Source organism: Neopararhizobium haloflavum, assembly GCF_002750855.1.
In the GTDB taxonomy this organism is placed as follows: Bacteria; Pseudomonadota; Alphaproteobacteria; order Rhizobiales; family Rhizobiaceae; genus Georhizobium; species Georhizobium haloflavum.
Window position 1 is genome coordinate 94,154 of record NZ_NWUC01000009.1, and the last position, 18,139, is coordinate 112,292.

Below are 18,139 nucleotides of genomic sequence, written 5' to 3' on the forward strand. Positions count from 1 at the left end.
GCAGGGCCTCAGACCGTGCCCTGACGCGATGGGTGCGTTTGCGACGCGACCTCGGCATCGGACTTTTCGTCGTCCTCAGCGAAGGTTCCGGGCCGCAGCTTGAACAGATCGAGCAACGGACCGGCCACGAATACCGATGAATAGGTGCCGATCAGGATCCCCATGATCATCGCGAGGGTGAAGGATGCGATGACCTCACCGCCGAAGATATAGAGCGATGTCAGCGCCAGAAGCGTCGTGACGCCGGTCAGGATCGTGCGCGACAATGTCTGGTTCATCGAAAGATCGAGCAATTCGATGATCGGCATCTTCTTGTATCGTCGCAGGTTCTCGCGCACCCGGTCGTAGATCACGACGGTATCGTTGATCGAATAACCCACCACGGTCAGAATGGCCGCGATACTGGTGAGATTGAACTCGATCCCGGAGATGACGAAGAAACCGACCATCAATGCGACATCGTGCGCGGTCGTGACGATGGCGCCGAGCCCGAAATGCCACTCAAAGCGCAGCCAGATGTAGATCAGCATCGCGACAAGCGCTGCCAGAACGCCGATCGTGCCGGCGGTCGCCAATTCCGACGATACAGTTGGTCCCACCACCTCGACGCGGCGGATGTCATAGTCCTGCTGCAGGGCGGCCTGGGCTTGCGAAATCGCTTCTTGCGCGCCCTCGTCGTCCTCGCTGGCCCCGATGCGAACGAGAAGATCGCTTGCCGAGCCGAACTCCTGAACCTGGACATCGCCGATCTGGAGCGCGTTCAACCGGTCGCGGACGTCCGCGACATCGGCTTCGCCATCCAGCGCCTGAATTTCTATGCTCGAACCACCTCGGAAATCGATGCCGTAGTTCATCCCCATGGAGAAGAAAAGACCGATCGATGCGATCGTGGTGACGATCGAAAATACGTAGGCGAGCTTCCTGGCTTTCATGAAAGGAACGCTGGTATTCGCCGGCACCAGCGTCGCCAATCCATTCGGGATCTGCTTCGGCTTCATGCGGCGCAGCCACGCAGCGATGAGCCAGCGCGTCAGCGTGAATGCGGTGAAGACCGTCGTGATGATACCGATCGCCAGCGTGATGGCGAAGCCGCGAACCGGACCAGAGCCGAGATAGAAGAGGATGACGGCGGCGATCAGGGTGGTCATGTTGGCGTCGATGACCGTCGCCATGGCTCTGGAGAAGCCCGCATCCAGTGATTGAATGAGACTTCGCCCCTGTCGCTGTTCTTCCTTCACGCGTTCGAAGATCAGAACGTTGGAGTCAACGGCCATACCCATCGTCAGGACGATACCGGCAATGCCAGGCAAGGTAAGCGTCGCGCCGAGTAGCGTCAGCACCGCGATGATCAGCGTGACGTTGGCGATCAGCGCAAGGTTGGCAATGACGCCGAGCTGGCCATAAGCAACAATCATGAATGCGACGACGAGAACTGCGCCGATCAGCGAGGCGGTCTGGCCAGCGGAAATCGAGTCGGCGCCAAGGCCCGGGCCGATCGCGCGTTCCTCGATGACGGTCAGATCGGCGGGCAATGCCCCTGCCCTCAGCAAGATCGCAAGATCGTTGGCAGTCTCGGCCGTGAAGCTGCCGGAAATCTGACCGGTACCGCCCAGAATGGGCTCGCGGATCACAGGCGCAGATATGACCTCATTGTCGAGAACGATGGCGAAGGGCACGCCCACATTGCGCTGCGTCGCCGCGCCGAAACGCTGCGCGCCGCGGGTGTCGAAGCGGAACGTGACGATGGGTTCGTTGGTCCGCTGGTCGAACCCGGCCTGCGCGTCCGTCAAATTTTCGCCGGAGACCAGTTCCTGCCGCTCGACCAGGTATGGAACACGCGGCTCTTCAACGGAGTAAAGTACTTCGGAATTGGCCGGCGGGCGTCCATTTGCGGCCTCCTGCGCCGGCATCGACGTATCGACCATCCGGAACGCCAGCCTTGCCGTCTGGCCGATGAGGTCCTTGACCCGCTGGGGGTCGGCTTCGCCGGGCACCTGGACCAGGACGCGGTTCGTCCCCTGGCGCTGAATGACCGGTTCGGTCGTGCCGAGTTCATCGATCCGTCGGCGGACCACTTCGACCGACTGCGACACGGCGGTCGATACGCGGTGGTCTATGCCGGCTTCGGTCAAGGTGTAGACGAGCCGGCCCGGCTCGGGCTCGCTCGCCTCCAGTTCGGTGATCGAACCGCCCGCGAACATGCTGGTGCTGACTGGCTGAGTCAGCTCTTCGAGCGCGCTGCGCGCCGTCTCGATCTCGGCCTCGTCGCGCACACGGAATTGTACGCGGCCATCACTGGCCGACAGTCCGGTGTAGCCTACCCCGGCTTCGCGCAGCAATTGGCGCACATCGCTTTCCGCCGTGCGCAACCGCTCTTCCTCGATGTCCGCGCGATCGACCTCAAGCAACAGATGCACGCCACCCTGAAGATCCAGGCCAAGCGTCATCTGACGCTTCGGCAACCAATCGGGCATGGCGTTCAGGCGGTCCTGCGACACCAGATTCGGTGCCGCCATGATCACGCCGGCCAGAACGACGAGCCAGATGAGTACGGTTTTCCAGCGGGCGAAATAGAGCATGAGGTGCTAGTCCAGTTGAGGCGGCGGGTCGGCGGTCACCGCACCATGAGCGGACGCATAGGCCCGCTCCATGGTATTTGTGCGGCGCTGCGGCCTCTATTCTTTGACGGGTTCGCCCTTGACGCGAACGTCTGCGATCAGGCTTCGAGCTACCCGCACGCGCGTTCCCTCGGCGATCTCCGCCTCCACTTCCGTGTCGTCGACGACCTTGGTCACCTTGGCGATAATGCCGCCGCCCGTAACAACCTGGTCGCCGCGGCGGATGTTCTTCAACATCTCCTCGCGCTTCTTCATCTGCTGGCGCTGCGGCCGGATGATCAGGAAGTACATGATGACGAAGATCAGGATGAACGGCAGGATCGACATGACGATCTCGGCGCCGCCGCCAGCAGCTTGCGCATAGGCCGGGGTCACGAACATGGAGGAACTCCTTAAGGTGAAGGTCTTTGCGGCTTGCCGCCGTCTGTTTGGTGGGCGGAATATAGCCACGAACGTCCCGAATGCAACTGCGCGTCAATGCCGCTGATCGCGCGGAACCGGGCCCTTTCGCGGTTCGGACGGTCGTGCTACCGCGCCTGCGCGATCAAATGCAATGGGGAATGCGATGACGGATGTATTACTGCGCGACCTTCTGGAAGAGATGCGGCACTTGCGTCAGGCCATCGAACGGGCGACCGGTACTGCGCAGCGCGAGAGCGATCTGTCCACGGCCGACTGTTTCGTCTGGGAGCCCGGCCGCAGTTATCTGCAACCGGTGACGCAGCCCAACCGTATCGACATCGCCTTGATCAAGGGCGTCGATCGGGTGCGCGACATCCTTGTCGACAATACACGCAAGTTTGCCGAAGGTCTTCCGGCGAACAATGTCCTGCTGTGGGGCGCGCGCGGCATGGGCAAATCCTCGTTGATCAAGGCCGCCCACGCAATTCTGCTGGCCGATGCATCCTCGTCGCGGGCCCCCTTGAAGCTCATCGAGATCCATCGGGAGGACATCGCCTCCCTGCCGCGCCTGATGGGTCTTCTCAGAGACAATCGCGCCATCCGCTTTCTGCTCTTTTGCGACGATCTCTCCTTCGATCATGACGATACCGACTACAAGTCGCTCAAGGCGGCGCTTGATGGCGGCATCGAGGGCAGACCCGAGAACGTTCTGTTCTACGCGACATCGAACCGGCGGCATCTGTTGCCGCGCGACATGATGGAGAACGAGCGCTCGACGGCCATCAATCCGTCGGAGGCGGTCGAGGAGAAGGTGTCGCTGTCGGATCGCTTCGGCCTCTGGCTCGGCTTCCACAAATGCAGCCAGGATGACTATCTCGCCATGGTTTTCGGCTATGCCGATCACTACGGCTTCAGCATGGATCGCGACCAATTGCGGCGCGAGGCGCTGGAATGGGCGACCACCCGCGGGGACAGGTCCGGCCGTGTCGCCTGGCAGTTCACCCAGGATGTTGCCGGTCGATCGGGGATTTCACTCTGACAACGCAAAAGGGGACAGCTTTTTTGGCTGCCCCCTTTTTCCCACGCATCGCTGTACCGTCGATTATTCAAGGAAGCCGGTCGGATTGACGGGCGTCGCATTCTCGCGCACTTCGAAATGCAGCTTCGGCTGGCTGGCCGCGCCGGTCATGCCGGAGCGGGCAATGACCTGGCCGCGTGACACCGTGTCACCGCGGTTCACGGAAAGCTCCTTGGCGTGCCCGTAGACCGTGACCAGCCCGTTGTCGTGGCGCACAAGAACCGTATTGCCGTATTCCTTCAGGCCGGAACCGGCATAGATCACCACGCCGTTCTCGGCTGCTTTCACTTCGGAGCCTTCCGGCACCAGGATATCGATGCCATCGTTGCGCACATTGCCGTCCTGCGCGCCGAAGGCCGTCACAACCTGCCCACGGACGGGCCAGCGCAATTTGCCGATGCCGGTGGTGTCGGGTGCGATCGCAGCCATGTCCTGGCCGACGGCCTCGGACATCTCGGCGCTTTCCGGTTTGGACGGCGGCGTGTAACCGGCGGGTTTCGTCGCGCCAGTCTCGACCGCTGCCGTCTCGACCGCAGGTGCTGGCTCAACGGATGCGGTCTGTTGTGGGTCGGTCTGTTGCTTCGGTGCCGCCGAGGCTGTCTGCGTCTGCCCGGCGCCGCCGAGTTGAAGCGTCTGGCCGATCCTGATGGCATCTCCCGAAAGGCCGTTGGCCGAGCGGATCTGTGCGACGGAGACGCCAGTCTGGCGCGAAATCTTGCTGAGCGTGTCACCCGACTGAACGGTGTAGCTGCCGCCGGCTTGTGATGACGCGCCTGCTTGAGCCGACATGGCGGCTGCCTGCTCGTTCAGGGAGCGTTCTGTGAGGGCTGGATCCGTCTGGCCAGCCGTCGACGATACAGAAGCTTGCGCCTGCGGAGCCTGCTGCGATGGCGCTGCCGCCTGCATGGAGCCACCGCGGCTGAAGCCCGGGATCACGAGCTGCTGCCCTGGCGCGACTTTCGTCGCGTCGGAGATGCCGTTGGCGCGCATGATCTCGTCGACCGGCACGCCGTAACGGCGCGATATGCTGTAAATCGTCTCATTGGCCTGCATCGTCACGCGAGGCGCGCCTTCCGTCGACCAACCCTTCGGGCGGTCGCCCGACGCAGGCGTTGCACTGGTCGTCAAGGGATCGGCAGCCAACTGGCGCTGCGCGGCGGTCTGCGGCTGCGATGCGCCAACCGGCGGCAGGCTGGACTGCTGAATGGACTGGCCGCCGCTGACGGGTGCCAGAGCATAACGGTCGTTAGCAGACGCATCGCCCGGATAAGGCTGCGAGGGACTGTTCTGGCCAGCGACGGCCGGGTACCCGCCTGCCGGGACCGTTCCGGCCGACTGGCCGTTCTGGATATCGGCCTGAGGCTTCGGAACGGATGCCGTCGTCAGCTGATCGGCCCCGTAGTAACCATCCTGGAAGCGCAGCGAGTCGGCGCTGCAGCCTGCAAGAAGGCTGGCAACCAGCGCGGCGCCGGCAACCCTCCCAATCGAATTTCTTGATACAGGCACAGCAATCTTCCGCATAAATAGCCCCACGCAAACGCAAAACTCATTGCATGGAATTAAAGCGCGTTAGTATTACTGGCTGGTTAAGGCGGCGCGAAACGACATGGATTTGTGGCGGGGACGCATCAAATCGAGGCGATAGGCTCAAAGGCGAGCAGCGATCCCGGGGATCAGCGGGAGGTACGGAAGCGCGAATCCATCCGAACGTTCGAATCGGTTGCCGATTCGCGTGAGCCGGGTCAGGACAACATGCCCACCCTCCTTGCGTATGCCCGCGAGCATCAGGCCATTTGGTGCCAGATGATCGACGAACTGTCGCGGAACCGTCTCGAACGCGCCCGCGACGAATATCCGGTCAAACGTCCCCTCGCCCGGTGCACCGTTCCGGCCGTCAGCGACCTTCAGGGAAACGTTGCGCAAACCGAAATGCTCCAGCCGCTGATGCGAAAGGCTTGAGAGTGTGCGGTAACGCTCGAGGCTGACCACCCGGTCCGCAATTCGTGCCATCACGCTCGTCGCGAAACCCGATCCCGTTCCGATCTCCAGGACCCGCTGGCCCTTCTGGAGCTCCAGCATGTGAAGCAGACGCACCATGAGGTCTGCGCCTTCGAGGAATGTGCCGCACTCGATCGGAATCGTGCGCTGCGAGAATGCGGCTCCCGCGAAGGCGGGAGAGACAAAATAGGAGCGTGGCGACTGCTCGACGGCCTTGAGCAGTTCGGCATCGGCCACGCCCTCGCGCCTCAGCCGAAGGACCAGACCGGCGAAGCCCTCGATCTCGTCGAGTTCCTGTCTGCCGCTTGCTCCCATCAAGGCGATGCCCTCACCCGCCATTGACGGACAGGATATCCGTCAGCTTGGACTGGAATGCATAGTCCGTCATGTCGAGTTTCAGGGGGGTGACCGCGATCCGGCGGTCGCCAAGTGCCTCGAGATCGGTACCAGGAGAAGCCTCCTCGCTCGGGTCACGCGAAAAACGCAGCCAGTAGTAAGGAAATCCGCGGCCGTCGGAGCGCTTCTCCATGACGAGACCGTGATTGCGGCGGGCCTGTGACACGACTTCTATCCCGGCGACAGCATCCTTCTGGCAGGCCGGAAAGTTGACGTTCAAGAACGTGTCTCTCGGCAGGTCGAGTTCGATCAGCCGGCGCACCAGATCCGGCGCGTGCGCTTGTGCCGTCTCCCACGGAAGCTCCCGATCGCCATTCTGCCAGTCATACGCCTGGCTGAGGGCGATAGAGCGAATGCCGAGCAATGTTCCCTCGATCGCACCGGCAACCGTCCCGGAATAGGAAACGTCCTCGGCGATGTTCTGCCCGGAATTGACGCCGGAGAGCACCAGGTCCGGCGGACTATCCATGATCTCGCGGACGCCCATGATGACGCAATCGGTCGGTGTCCCACGCAGAGCATAGCGCTTGTCCCCATCCTTGCGCAGCCGCAACGGCTCCGAGAGCGTCAGGGAATGCGCAAGACCGCTCTGGTCGGTTTCCGGGGCTACGATCCATATATCGTCGGACAGTGTGCGGGCGATCTGCTCCAGCACTTTCAGTCCTTCGGCATGAATTCCGTCGTCGTTCGTCAGCAAGATACGCAAGATTTCCGGTCCTCTCGGCTGGCCTAGATGGCGGCGTTGATCGTTGTCTGCCCGCCCATATAGGGAACGAGCACGGCCGGTACCGTGACAGAACCATCGGCGTTGAGATAATTCTCCAAAACCGCGATCAGGGCACGGCCGACGGCAACTCCCGACCCGTTCAGCGTGTGGACGAACCGCGTGCCCTTCTCGCCATCGGGACGGTATCGCGCATTCATGCGCCGCCCCTGGAAATCGCCGCATACCGAGCAGGACGAGATTTCGCGATAGGTCTCCTGTCCGGGCAGCCACACTTCGATGTCATACGTCTTGCGTGCGCTGAACCCCATGTCGCCCGAGCACAGCATGACGACACGATAATGCAGACCAAGTCGCTTGAGGACCTCCTCCGCGGCGGCTGTCATGCGTTCATGTTCGGCTTGCGAGCTTTCGGCATCGGTGATCGAAACCAACTCGCATTTGAGAAACTGGTGCTGCCTGAGCATCCCGCGCGTATCACGTCCCGCAGAGCCCGCTTCCGAACGGAAGCAGGGTGTGAGAGCCGCAAAGCGCATTGGAAGGCTTTTCTCTTCGACGATCTGCTCGCGCACCAGGTTGGTCAGCGGCACTTCCGCCGTCGGAATGAGATAGCGCCCATCTGTCGTCTTGAAGAGGTCTTCCTCGAACTTCGGCAATTGACCCGTGCCGAAGAGAGCGCCGTCACGCACCAGAAGCGGTGGACTTACCTCGAGATAGCCATTCTCGCTCGTGTGAAGATCCAGCATGAACTGGCCAAGCGCCCGCTCCAGACGCGCCAACTGGCCTTTCAAGACCGTGAAGCGGCTGCCCGAAATACGCGATGCACCTTCGAAATCCATGAGATTCAGCGCCTCGCCGATCTCAAAATGCTGCAGCGGCGGATGATTCCAGATTGGCTTATCACCAACCGTCCGGACAACGACGTTGTCGGCTTCATCCTTGCCCTGAGGCACGTCTTCGGCCGGAAGGTTCGGCAGGCCGCTGAGCGCCTCTCCTAGATCGCTTTCTGCCTTTTCGAGCGTTGCTTCCTCGGTCTGCATGGCAGCTTTCAGCCCACCGACTTCCTGCTTCAGCGCATCCGCCCGTTCGGCATCCTTTGCCCCCATCGCGGCACCGATCTCTTTCGAGGCGGCGTTGCGGCGGGACTGCATGTCTTGAAGCTTTTGAACCGTTTGGCGGCGCGTCTCGTCGAGTTCGATCAACCGCGCGGCCGCCGGCTCGGCGCCGCGCATTGCCAGCGCCGCGTCAAGCGCATCGGCGTGATCGCGAATCCATTTTATGTCGAGCATTGAAAAGTCCAGCAGTCCGGAGGTTGAAGTCGCCGCAGGCTCTACGCGATTTTACTCCGAATCGGAAGGCCCGTCGCTTGTCGCCGCGGACGATGCCGGGCGGCGTCGCTCGATTCGCCTGGCGATATAGATCGAGATTTCATAGAGCAGGATCGTCGGCAGCGCGAGACCGATCTGGCTGACCGGATCAGGCGGCGTCAGGATCGCGGCGGCCACGAACGCGATGACGATTGCAAATTTGCGCTTGTCGACGAGGGTCTGCGCTGTGATGAGGCCGGCCCGTACCATCAATGTGCTGACGACAGGCAACTGGAACACCAGGCCGAAGGCGAAGATCAGCGTCATGATCAGGCCGAGATATTCGGACACCTTCGGCAGGAGCTGGATGGCGACCTCGCCATTGGCGCCCGACTGCTCCATCGCCAGGAAGAACCACATGACCATCGGCGTGAAGAAGAAATAAACGAGCGCCGCGCCAATCAGAAAGAGGATCGGGGACGCGACCAGGAACGGAATGAAGGCTTGTCGTTCATTCTTGTAGAGGCCTGGGGCAACGAACTTGTAAATCTGCGCAGCGATCATCGGAAAGGCGAGAACGAGCCCGCCAAACATGCCGATCTTGATCTGTGTGAAGAAGAATTCCTGAGGCGCGGTATAGATGAGCTCGACCTGTCGCCCGTCGAGTTCAGCCCAGTCGACCGCCCATTCGAAAGGGACGACCAGAAGATTGAACAATCCCTTGGCAAAGAAGAAGCAGACCAGAAACGCGACAAAAAAGGCACCGACAGCCCAGATCAAGCGCTGGCGGAGTTCAACCAGATGCTCGATCAGCGGCTGGGGTTTGTCGTCGATATCCGCGCTCACGCGTCACCCGTCTTCTTGCTTGCCGCAGTTTTCTTCGGTGCGGCCCTGACCGCTTTGGGTTTGACCGGCGCCTTGCGCGCCGAGGCTCCCGAAGCCTTGGATGCTGCTGCCGTCTTCTTCGTTCCCGCTGTCGGCTTCGCCTTGGTGGTCGTACCCGGTGCCGGCTTTGGCTGGGCTTTCGCGCTTGCGGTCTCTTGTGCCGCGTTTCCCGCGGCCGACTTGCCGTTCAGCCCGCTTTGGCTCTCAGCGGCTTTCTCTGAACGCGCCTGAGGTGCGGCCGGGTCCTTCGTGGCGAGCGTTTTTCCGGATTGATCCGCAGCGCCCGCCGGCTTGCCCGACTTCATCGTCCGATCGAGATCGCTGCGCAGTTCCTCGCCAGCCTGCTTGAGCGGGTTCATCGCGTCGCGCAACTCGCGCGCCGGATTCATCTTTCGGGCGCTGTTGATGGTCTGGCGCACGTCATCGAGTTCGGCTTCCTTCAAAGCGTCATCGAACTGACTGCGGAATTCGCCCGCCATCGAACGAAGCTTCGTCATCGTGCGACCGAAGCTGCGCAACATGCGCGGCAAGTCCTTCGGACCGACAACAATGATCAGCACGATGGCGATGACGAGGATTTCAGACCATCCAAGATCCAACATGCGAACGCGGACTCCCTCACCCCGTCACGACATCAACCGCAACAGCCTAGCTGACGCGGTCCTTGCGTTCGTCGTTCTGGTGCTCGACCGTCTTCGCATCCTGCTGTTCGTCGTCCGACATGCCGCGCTTGAAACTCTTGATGCCCTTGGCAACATCGCCCATCAGCTCGGGAATCTTGCCGCGGCCGAAAAGAAGCAGAACGACGACCAGAACGATCAGCCAATGCCAGATGCTGAAACTACCCATAACCATCTCCCTTGGTCGAACCCGCTTGTGATGTAAGCCTTTCGGGTCCGCCTTTCAAACAACTATCTCGTGCTCGTTAGCCCAATAGTCCGGCCTCCGCAATCGCGGCAAATGGCGCATGACTGTGTTGAAGAAGACCACCGCCTTGACTGCCGAACGCAGCCACGACGGATTTATTCCGGATTACGTATGCTATTCCTCGCCGCCTTTCGGCGCCAGCAGACCGAGATCTTCAAGGTCGTTGTCGGTGAACGGTTCCTCGTCCTCAGCCAGTTCGTCATCGGCGAACGGGACCGGAACCGTGAAGCCGGCCGGAATGCGCGGTGAGAGAAGTCCTGCGCCCTTCAGTTCCTCCACGCCTGGAAGATCGCCCAGTTCTTCCAATCCGAAGTGATCGAGGAAGGCGAGCGTCGTTCCATAAGTGACGGGTCGTCCGGGCGTGCGCCGCCTTCCGCGCATTCGCACCCAACCACTTTCCAGCAGCACGTCCAACGTGCCCTTGGACGTCGTGACGCCACGGATGTCCTCGATCTCGGCGCGTGTCACTGGCTGATGATAGGCGATGATCGCCAGCACCTCCAGGGCCGCCCGCGACAGCTTGCGGACCTCATGCTTTTCGTCGTGCACCAGAAACGAAAGGTCCGGTGCCGTGCGAAACGCCCAACAATCGCCGACACGCGTCAGATTGACGCCGCAGCCCGCATAGCGCGCTGCAAGACCATCCAGGACCAGGCGCACCGACACGTCTGCCGGAAGCCTTGCGGCAAGCAGGGATTCGGGGACGGGCTCGGCCGACGCAAATACAATCGCTTCGACAATTCGCATCGCCTCGCGAAGACTGGCCTCAGCCGCCGCGCCTGACGGTCCGATGTTTCCAAGGGCGTAGATTTCGGCCATGACCTAGCCTTTCCCGAACGATGGTTCATCGGCGCCATGAGCGTCGGCGGCTGGCGTACTGCGGCGCATGTAGATCGGCGCGAAGGCCACATCCTGCCGCACCTCCAGCCGCCCTTCCCGGACGAGTTCCAGCGTCGCGGCAAACGAACTGGCCATCGCACTGGCACGATCCTCGGGTCGACTGAGATAGCGCAGCAGAAAAGCATCGAGCGCGGTCCAGTCCGCCATCTCACCAATCATTCGGGTGAGGATCGTACGCGCGTCACTCAGGGACCAGACGCGACGCGACGCGATGGTGACGGCTGTGACGGATTGACGCTGGCGTTGCGACGCGTAAGCCGTGAGGAGGTCGTAGAGCGATGCCTGAAACTCCGAGCGTTTCTCCACCACGAGTTCGTCGGGCGCGCCGCGCGCGAAGACATCCCGACCAAGGCGGTTGCGATTGACGAGACGCGTTGCCGCATCACGCATCGCCTCGAGTCGCTTCAGCCGGAAGGCCAGTTGCGCCGCCATTTCCTCGCCTGTCGGCTCCTCGCCCTTTGCCGGCTGAGGAATCAGGAGTCGAGATTTCAAATAGGCCAGCCACGCGGCCATCACCAGGTAGTCTGCGGCCAGCTCCAGCCGCACCAGCCGCGCACGGTCGACGAACGCAAGGTACTGATCCGCCAGCGCGACGATGGAAATCCGGGACAGGTCCACGCGCTGATGACGCGCCAGATGAAGCAGAAGATCGAGCGGCCCCTCGAACCCGTCGACATCGACATGCAACGGGCTTTCCGCCGCCTCACGCACCGGCGCGTCCCAGGGCGGCTCCATCGCTGCGCGTGCGTTGCTGTCCAATGCCGAAGACACGGCGCTTCTCCCTTTCAGGCCATCGCGCCACTGGAAAGCAGGGCGTCAAATTCGTCGCGCGCGGCCGCTTCGTTCGCATTGTCGGCAGGTCGGCGGCATGCGGATACCGCGTTGGCGCGGCGCAGGGAATCACCTGCAAGAACCGGTGTTTCCCCTGCGATCGCCAGCATTTCATCCATGTCGCCGTTGCAATGCAGGGCGACGTCGCAACCCGCCGCGAAAATCGCAGCCGTTCGCGATTCGAAGGTTCCGGACAGCGCCTTCATCGAGACGTCGTCAGACATCAGCAGACCGTCGAAGCCGATATGCCTGCGGATGATATCACTGATCAGGGTCTTCGATGTCGTCGCCGGATTGGCCGCATCGATTGCCGAGTAGACGACATGCGCGGTCATGGCCATTGCAACGCCGCTGAGCGCCGCGAAGGGTTTGAAATCCGTTGCTTCCAGCTCATCGAGAGCTGTGTCGACGACCGGAAGCTCGAGATGCGAATCAGACCTTGCCCGGCCGTGGCCGGGTACGTGTTTGGCGACTGGCAGGACACCGCCGGCCATCAATCCGTCGACCGCAGCCGAGGCCATCGCGATGACCACATCCGCGTCGGCGCCATAGGCGCGGTCGCCGATAATCGAGTGACTGCCCGCGACGGGTATATCGAGCACCGGGAGGCAGTCGACATTGATTCCATACCGCTGAAGGTCGAACGCGTGCAGTCTGGACATCAGCCAGGTCGCTCTCAGTCCGGCCTTGCGGTCGGTGCGGTAAATCTGCGCCAGGATCGAGGCCGGGGGATAAAGGGGCGCCAGCGGCGGCTTCAGCCGCTGGACACGCCCCCCCTCCTGATCAATCAGAATGGGAACGTCATCACGCCCCGATGCATCGCGGATGGATTGCGTCAACCGCTTAAGCTGATCGGCATCGACGATGTTGCGCGCAAAGAGGATATAACCCCACGGCCGCTGGTCAGCGATGAAGGCCAGTTCGGCCGGTGTCATTTCCGCGCCGGCCAGGCCGACGATCATGGCTTTTGATTCGGTCATTGCAGCAGCATAGCGCCGTCGTCCCACGATCCGATATCGAAGACCACGCGATCAACAGCTTTGAGACTGGATGGCGTGCCGCTCAGCGGGCCACGAAGCAGCTGCCGCCTGCCGCCTGGTAGCGCTCACAGAGCGCCGTTGCCTCCGCCCTTGTGCCACCAGCGACCCGGACCCGATAAAAGGTCCCACGATCTGGAATGTCGGCCGACTGGATCTGCATGGCTCTTCCGCCGATGATCGAGCCGAAGCGGTCCGCGAGGCTCGAATAGGTGGACCGGGCGCCCTCTTCCGTTGGCTGGGATGCGATCTGCACGACATAGCCGCCAGGATTGTCGAATGGCGTCTGCGCATCCGAGGGTGCCGGCGTTTCCACGGAAGCCTGCTCGGTGTTCCCGGTTCCGACGATATCGACGGGCTGCTCGGAGGGGCGATCACCCGGCGTCGGTTGGCCATCGCCGGTGAGCGTTGTTGTGCGCACCGTGCGTACGGGCGCCGAAATCGCCTGGCCGCTCTGACTGTCCGCCGAGGCTGTCAATCTGGCATTGGGGTCGATCGGAGCGTTGGCGCTTTCTGGGCGCTCCTGGGGCAGCGGAATGCCGTTGACACTGGCGGGCGTTTCGTCGGTCTGTTGCCCGGATTCGATCAGGCGTGTCGCTTCGTTTGCCGCATCGCTGGTGATTTCCGACACGCCGCCGAGCGGCGGTGTATCGCTTGCAGGCTCGGCTGTGCTCTCGCGTGGCACCAATGTACCGTCGGCGCGCACCACGGATGTCTGAACGCGGCGCGGCGTCACGCCGAGCCGGTTGTCTTCACCCTGCTCTTCGACGGCCTGCGAAGCGGTGCCACCCGCTAGCGCGGCCAGATCGATCGCTTCGCCATCGCCGCTCTGCGGCGCAGCTTCCGCCACATCCGTAGCCTGCTCCGGTTCAAAGGCCGGTCGCCCCTCGAGCGGCAGGACCTGGGGATCGACCGTGCGCTGAACGACATCGACCGGCTCTTCCGAGCGAGAGACGAGATTCACGTCGTCGTCACCACCCGAGCCATCGACCTGGTTGTAGACAGCCTGATCCTGATTGGGGACAGAGCGCCCTCCGCGGTCTTCAGGCGCGATCTTGATCGGCTCTTCATTGGCCGCGATGATGCGCGGCTCGCCCGCTCCCGAGGTTCCGTCCTCGCCGGTAAATACTGCTATCAGCGCCACACCGCACAGCAGGACCGCCGCGGCGGCCGCGCCGATCTTCCATTTTGCGAAGCCGCCGCGTGATCCGGCTGCGGCCGGCAACGGGTGATCGAAATCGCTGAAGTCCAGATCGGATTCACGCGGCGGCATGGCTGCGTCGCGTCCCGCTGCAAATTCTGCGTCCGACGAACCATCGCCACGCACTGGAGGGGACACCGGCGCGCTTGAAAAATCATACTCGGCAAAGTCGATCTGTTCCGGCTCGACGGCGGCCGACGCCGCCTCTGGCACTGCAGAGCGCTCATCCGTCTGCGCTGGCGATACCGACACCGCATCGCCTTGAGCGAGGATTTCCGAGAACTCGTTCTCCAAGTCGCTCATGTCGAACGGATCGGCGTCGCTGCGCTCTTCGTCCAGGGGCAAATCGGGGACATCGATGTCGCGAACCGGCTCGACGACATCGCCCATATCAGCAACGTCGCGAACATCGAACACAAGATCTTCGTCGCTGACTGCGGCTGCCTCGACCGGTGCCTCGTAGGCTGCGGCCGGCGCTGTCACCACTGCGGCCGCAGCGACTGTCGCAACGTTGGGCGCTGGGACTGGCTGCGCAGGCTCTTCGCTGCGGCGCATGTCTTCCGCTTCGCGCTCATCGGCCAACAACGCCTCGGCAGCCTGCTCCATCTCCATCTCGAATCCGTCGAAATCGAAATCCAGGCCGTCGTCATCGCTGACGGCCGTGCCATAGGTCGGCTCCGGGAAGGCATCGTTCTGGCGGTGGTCATCGGGCTCCGCGAATTCCGCACCCGCGTCATCCCATCCGTCCGCCGCCATCTGGTCAGGCTCCGCCGGATAATCGCTGTAAGCAGCCGACGGAACCGGCGGCTCTTGCTCTCGCGACGTCTCATCTACCGGACGGAACGGTTCAATATTGCGAAAACTCGATGGATCGAGTGCGATCGGCCGCCATGGGGCGGATTGGACGGCGGTATCCTCGTCGCTCAGTTCGGCAAAGGCCTGTTCGAGTTCGTCGGCGATATCCCACTCATTGGACCGCGCAGCAACAGTCGGTGCCGCATCATCGGCGATTGGCTCAGGCGCGCGCTCGGGGATTGCATAATGCTCGAAATCGCGAAAAACGGCATCGTGACTTTCGTCCGGGCCGGTTTCGGCCATTGGGCCCGTGAGCGATCCGGTCGGCTGATGCACGGGGTCGACCGGTGCCGGTTCGTCATCCTGCGCTTGAGAGAGTGGTTCGTCATACTCCATCTCAGCCATGTCGTCGCCATAGGATCGCGCAATGGCGGCGTCCGCCCGCGCATCGTCTTCGGACCAATCGAATGGTTCCGATCGATGCTCTTCGGGCGCATCCGGCTGATCATTTTCGAGAGCCGATGCCGTAGCATGCGACGGCTGAGGCTCCAGCGGCTCGACCGGCGGCGAGGCGGAAAAATAGGGATCCGGCACGTCGTCGATGCCGCGCGATGCCTGGGCCGGACGCGTTGACGGCCACTCGGGAAGATCGGTCCACTCCTCGGCGATATCGCCGCCGGGTTCACCCATCGGCTCGCGCCGCTCGATGACCGTGGCCATCACAGGTTCAGGCTCGCGCTCCGGCTCACGGCTGACTGCGCCTTCATCAGCGGGCGGATTGCTGTCCTGCATGGCGGACGACGCCTCCGGCAGCGGCGAAACGGCATCTTCCGTCAAGCCTTGCTGGTCGGGCCGATCATTCTCCAAAGGCTGGCGCTCGGAGCGTAGAAACGCCGGCAGCACCTCTGGATCGATGTCGTCGCGCTCCGCAGACGGCCCCGTCTCTGGCGCGCTGTTGTCTGCGAGATCGCGCAACAGTTCAGCCTCAAGGTCGAGGTCGAAATTTTCAGGAAGCACGTCGATCTGGGGCTCCGGCTGCGTTCGCCGCGGCGCCTCATAGCCGGCGATGCGAGCGAGCTCAGCCAGAGGATCGTCGTCCGAGAGAAACGACGGCTCCTTGCCTGTGTATCGCGGATCCCGATTTTCAGCCATGACTGTTCACTCGCACGCTAATCCAGCCTCTTCTGCCAGATTATTGTGGGTAAAAGGTGGCTGCTAGCGCATCTCTTGCGGTGCGTCCGTGCCCGTCAAAGTCAATCCAGACTTCAACACTGAGGCGACGGCTCGCACCAGACCCAGTCTGGCGATGCTCAAGTCTCGATTGTTAACATTAATAAAGCGTAAGTCCGGCTGGTCCTTGCCCTTGTTCCAGTGAGAATGGAAGGCACTTGCGAGGTCGTAGAGATAAAACGCGACGCGATGCGGCTCATGGCTGAGCGCGGCGCTTTCGACCACACGCGGATATTCCGCAAGCTTGGCGATCAGTTGCAGCTCGCTCGGATCGGTGATCTCGCTCATCGCAGAGCGGAAGTCGACTGACCCGATATCCAGTCCCTCGATCGCAAGATCCGGAAACGCTTCGCCCGCTTGCCGGAAAACGCTGTGGCAGCGCGCATGGGCATACTGGACATAGAAGACGGGATTGTCCTTGGACTGCTCCGTCACCTTGGCGAAGTCGAAATCGAGCGGCTCGGAACTTTTCCTGTAGAGCATCATGAACCGGACCGGGTCGCGCCCAACCTCGTCGACCACCTCGCGCAGCGTGACGAAATCACCGGAGCGCTTCGACATGCGGACAGGTTCACCGCCGCGGTATAGCTTGACCAACTGGCACAAGAGCACCGTCAACTTGGCCTTACCGCCGGACACGGCACGCGCCAGGGCCTCGAGCCGCTTGACATAACCGCCGTGGTCCGCGCCGAGGATATAGATCATCTCCCCATATCCGCGGGCGTATTTGTCGCGAAAATACGCAACGTCAGCCGCAAAATAGGTGAAGCTGCCATCCGACTTGACCAATGGTCGGTCAAGGTCGTCGCCAACGGCGGTCGAACGAAACAATGTCTGTTCCCGGTCTTCCCAGTCTTCCGGAACCTGGCCTTTCGGGGGCGGAAGGCTACCCTTGTAGACATGACCCTTGAACGTCAGGTCGTTGATCGCGGACAGGATCGGTGCGCCATTCTCGGCATGCAGGGAGCGCTCCGAGAAGAACACGTCATGCTCCACATTGAGCGCGGCAAGGTCTTCCCGGATCATCGCCATCATCGCGGCGATGGCACGGTCCCTGACGATCGGCAGCCATTCTTCTTCCGGCATCTGCCGCAGGGAATCGCCGAACTCATCGCGAAGGGCTTCCCCGACCGGCACCAGATATTCACCCGGATAAAGCCCTGACGGGATCGCCTCGATCGTTTCGCCCAGTGCCTGGCGATAACGCAGGAACACCGATCGCGCCAGCACGTCGATCTGGGCGCCAGCGTCGTTGATGTAGTACTCCTTGGTCACGTCGTAGCCCGCATATGCCAGGAGATTGGCAAGCGCGTCCCCGACCACGGCCCCCCTGCAATGGCCGACATGCATCGGTCCTGTCGGATTGGCCGACACGTATTCGACGTTGATCGTGTGCCCGCTCCCGACGAGGCTGCGGCCGAAATCCTCGCCCGCGGCGATCGCCGATGCGAGAACCTTCTGCCAGTAGGCGGGCGACAGGCGGATATTGATGAAACCAGGTCCGGCAACGGTGAGTTGCGCGATGTCGGGATCCTGCTTCAATGCGTCGCCGATCAGGTCTGCCAATGCGCGCGGATTTTGGCGCAGCGGCTTTGCCAGCACCATCGCCGCATTGGTCGCGATGTCGCCGTGTGAAGGATCGCGCGGTGGCTCGACCGTCACGCGATCCAATGGCAGATCGTCCTGGGAGTTAATAACATCAATTGTTTGCATCGCATTCCTGATGCGCTGCTCGAAATCACTGAAAAGGTTCATCCGCTTCCATCCGTGCGCCTTCGGCCGAGAGGTCGGCAACCACCGTGAAGCGGGG

Annotated in this window: 15 protein-coding genes; 1 reads left to right on the plus strand and 14 read right to left on the minus strand. The window is 62.2% G+C overall.

Annotated features, from left to right (window positions below; translation table 11 throughout):
- Nucleotides 1-8: 8 nt before the first annotated feature.
- Both secDF and yajC read right to left on the minus strand, forming a co-directional pair.
- On the minus strand, nucleotides 9-2,579 hold the full coding sequence (gene secDF, locus CN673_RS17970; protein WP_099867782.1) for a protein translocase subunit SecDF: 2,571 nt from the start codon (nucleotides 2,577-2,579) through the stop codon (nucleotides 9-11).
- A gap of 96 nt (nucleotides 2,580-2,675) precedes the next feature.
- The gene (gene yajC, locus CN673_RS17975; RefSeq protein ID WP_099867783.1) at nucleotides 2,676-2,999 is read right to left on the minus strand and encodes a preprotein translocase subunit YajC; all 324 of its coding nucleotides are present in this window, start codon (nucleotides 2,997-2,999) and stop codon (nucleotides 2,676-2,678) included.
- Between the two features lie 184 nt (nucleotides 3,000-3,183).
- Here yajC and CN673_RS17980 point away from each other — a divergent pair, with 184 nt between their 5' ends.
- Complete coding sequence (locus CN673_RS17980) at nucleotides 3,184-4,059, plus strand: ATP-binding protein (RefSeq protein WP_099867819.1); 876 nt, start codon at nucleotides 3,184-3,186, stop codon at nucleotides 4,057-4,059.
- A gap of 63 nt (nucleotides 4,060-4,122) precedes the next feature.
- Here CN673_RS17980 and CN673_RS17985 read toward each other — a convergent pair whose 3' ends face one another.
- The 12 genes from CN673_RS17985 to argS form a co-directional block, all read right to left on the minus strand.
- Complete coding sequence (locus tag CN673_RS17985) at nucleotides 4,123-5,604, minus strand: peptidoglycan DD-metalloendopeptidase family protein (RefSeq protein ID WP_198586049.1); 1,482 nt, start codon at nucleotides 5,602-5,604, stop codon at nucleotides 4,123-4,125.
- A 141-nt stretch (nucleotides 5,605-5,745) separates the two neighbouring features.
- Entirely contained in the window at nucleotides 5,746-6,435 is a 690-nt protein-coding gene (locus tag CN673_RS17990; RefSeq protein WP_245409981.1) for a protein-L-isoaspartate(D-aspartate) O-methyltransferase, read from the minus strand.
- Nucleotides 6,425-7,198 carry a 5'/3'-nucleotidase SurE gene (gene surE, locus CN673_RS17995; protein WP_099867785.1) on the minus strand — a complete coding sequence of 258 codons (774 nt, stop codon included), beginning with the start codon at nucleotides 7,196-7,198 and terminating at the stop codon, nucleotides 6,425-6,427. The genes CN673_RS17990 and surE overlap by 11 nt, the downstream gene beginning before the upstream one ends.
- A gap of 23 nt (nucleotides 7,199-7,221) precedes the next feature.
- Complete coding sequence (serS, locus tag CN673_RS18000; protein ID WP_099867786.1) at nucleotides 7,222-8,505, minus strand: serine--tRNA ligase; 1,284 nt, start codon at nucleotides 8,503-8,505, stop codon at nucleotides 7,222-7,224.
- A gap of 51 nt (nucleotides 8,506-8,556) precedes the next feature.
- On the minus strand, nucleotides 8,557-9,369 hold the full coding sequence (tatC, locus tag CN673_RS18005; RefSeq protein WP_099867787.1) for a twin-arginine translocase subunit TatC: 813 nt from the start codon (nucleotides 9,367-9,369) through the stop codon (nucleotides 8,557-8,559).
- Entirely contained in the window at nucleotides 9,366-10,010 is a 645-nt protein-coding gene (tatB, locus tag CN673_RS18010; protein ID WP_099867788.1) for a Sec-independent protein translocase protein TatB, read from the minus strand. The genes tatC and tatB overlap by 4 nt, the downstream gene beginning before the upstream one ends.
- 46 nt (nucleotides 10,011-10,056) lie before the next feature.
- Entirely contained in the window at nucleotides 10,057-10,257 is a 201-nt protein-coding gene (locus CN673_RS18015; RefSeq protein ID WP_099867789.1) for a twin-arginine translocase TatA/TatE family subunit, read from the minus strand.
- Between the two features lie 192 nt (nucleotides 10,258-10,449).
- A complete protein-coding gene (scpB, locus tag CN673_RS18020) occupies nucleotides 10,450-11,154 on the minus strand; it encodes an SMC-Scp complex subunit ScpB (RefSeq protein WP_099867790.1) in 705 nt (234 codons plus the stop codon).
- Between the two features lie 3 nt (nucleotides 11,155-11,157).
- On the minus strand, nucleotides 11,158-11,970 hold the full coding sequence (locus tag CN673_RS18025) for a segregation and condensation protein A (RefSeq protein ID WP_099867791.1): 813 nt from the start codon (nucleotides 11,968-11,970) through the stop codon (nucleotides 11,158-11,160).
- 50 nt (nucleotides 11,971-12,020) lie between these two features.
- On the minus strand, nucleotides 12,021-13,046 hold the full coding sequence (gene nagZ / locus CN673_RS18030; RefSeq protein ID WP_099867792.1) for a beta-N-acetylhexosaminidase: 1,026 nt from the start codon (nucleotides 13,044-13,046) through the stop codon (nucleotides 12,021-12,023).
- Between the two features lie 82 nt (nucleotides 13,047-13,128).
- A complete protein-coding gene (locus CN673_RS18035; RefSeq protein WP_099867793.1) occupies nucleotides 13,129-16,251 on the minus strand; it encodes an SPOR domain-containing protein in 3,123 nt (1,040 codons plus the stop codon).
- Nucleotides 16,252-16,314: 63 nt separating this feature from the next.
- Nucleotides 16,315-18,084 (minus strand): arginine--tRNA ligase, encoded by a 1,770-nt coding sequence (gene argS / locus CN673_RS18040; protein WP_099867794.1) that lies wholly within the window; start codon nucleotides 18,082-18,084, stop codon nucleotides 16,315-16,317.
- Nucleotides 18,085-18,139: the final 55 nt, after the last annotated feature.

Bases quoted from the DNA above. Each gene is read 5' to 3' on its own strand.
- CN673_RS17980 (WP_099867819.1), top strand. From the start codon at position 3,184: ATGACGGATGTATTACTGCGCGACCTTCTGGAAGAGATGCGGCACTTG.
- tatB (WP_099867788.1), bottom strand. From the start codon at position 10,010: ATGTTGGATCTTGGATGGTCTGAAATCCTCGTCATCGCCATCGTGCTG.
- yajC (WP_099867783.1), bottom strand. From the start codon at position 2,999: ATGTTCGTGACCCCGGCCTATGCGCAAGCTGCTGGCGGCGGCGCCGAG.
- nagZ (WP_099867792.1), bottom strand. From the start codon at position 13,046: ATGACCGAATCAAAAGCCATGATCGTCGGCCTGGCCGGCGCGGAAATG.
- CN673_RS18035 (WP_099867793.1), bottom strand. From the start codon at position 16,251: ATGGCTGAAAATCGGGATCCGCGATACACAGGCAAGGAGCCGTCGTTT.
- CN673_RS17990 (WP_245409981.1), bottom strand. From the start codon at position 6,435: ATGGCGGGTGAGGGCATCGCCTTGATGGGAGCAAGCGGCAGACAGGAA.
- CN673_RS18025 (WP_099867791.1), bottom strand. From the start codon at position 11,970: ATGGAGCCGCCCTGGGACGCGCCGGTGCGTGAGGCGGCGGAAAGCCCG.
- scpB (WP_099867790.1), bottom strand. From the start codon at position 11,154: ATGGCCGAAATCTACGCCCTTGGAAACATCGGACCGTCAGGCGCGGCG.
- secDF (WP_099867782.1), bottom strand. From the start codon at position 2,579: ATGCTCTATTTCGCCCGCTGGAAAACCGTACTCATCTGGCTCGTCGTT.
- argS (WP_099867794.1), bottom strand. From the start codon at position 18,084: ATGAACCTTTTCAGTGATTTCGAGCAGCGCATCAGGAATGCGATGCAA.
- serS (WP_099867786.1), bottom strand. From the start codon at position 8,505: ATGCTCGACATAAAATGGATTCGCGATCACGCCGATGCGCTTGACGCG.
- CN673_RS18015 (WP_099867789.1), bottom strand. From the start codon at position 10,257: ATGGGTAGTTTCAGCATCTGGCATTGGCTGATCGTTCTGGTCGTCGTT.